Source organism: Phenylobacterium hankyongense, from assembly GCF_003254505.1.
Taxonomy (GTDB): domain Bacteria; phylum Pseudomonadota; class Alphaproteobacteria; order Caulobacterales; family Caulobacteraceae; genus Phenylobacterium; species Phenylobacterium hankyongense.
This window is the reverse complement of the sequence record NZ_QFYP01000013.1, coordinates 1-401: the sequence shown is the minus strand read 5'-3', so window position 1 is coordinate 401 and position 401 is coordinate 1. Positions and strand designations below refer to the sequence as shown.

Below are 401 nucleotides of genomic sequence, written 5' to 3'. Positions count from 1 at the left end.
CCCTGATCCGCCAATCCAGATGTACTCTGCGATGATCTTGTCTGTGTAGGGGGAGACATCGAGGTTGAGCAGATGCTCCAACCTGGAGACGGCGTTGGTCTCGTTGCCGGCGACAGCGCGCACGGAGAAACTCCTGTACCTGACGGATCCTGCTCTCCTGGAAACCGGTAAGCCTCTCTGGCTCAGCAACAGAGGATTCCGCGCCACGGCACGCCTGATTGCGATGCTCCTCTCGCACCGCACCGAAGGCGCCGGAATCTGCGTCGCCATGGTTCCTCCTCTCTCTTATCGCCTTCCCTCTCCGCCCGAGAAACTCCGAGCGGCGAAGAAGAGAAATGCGGGTACCGCTTCCTCCTCCGACTGCGGCGTCAGAAGGGGGGGGCCAAGAGAGAGAAAGCTAG

1 protein-coding gene is annotated in these 401 nt (G+C 60.8%); it reads right to left on the bottom strand.

Going from position 1 to position 401, the window contains the following annotated elements; genetic code table 11:
- Positions 1-270 (bottom strand): hypothetical protein (locus DJ021_RS19125; RefSeq protein WP_207801907.1); only part of this gene is annotated, 270 nt, incomplete at its 3' end.
- Positions 271-401: the final 131 nt, after the last annotated feature.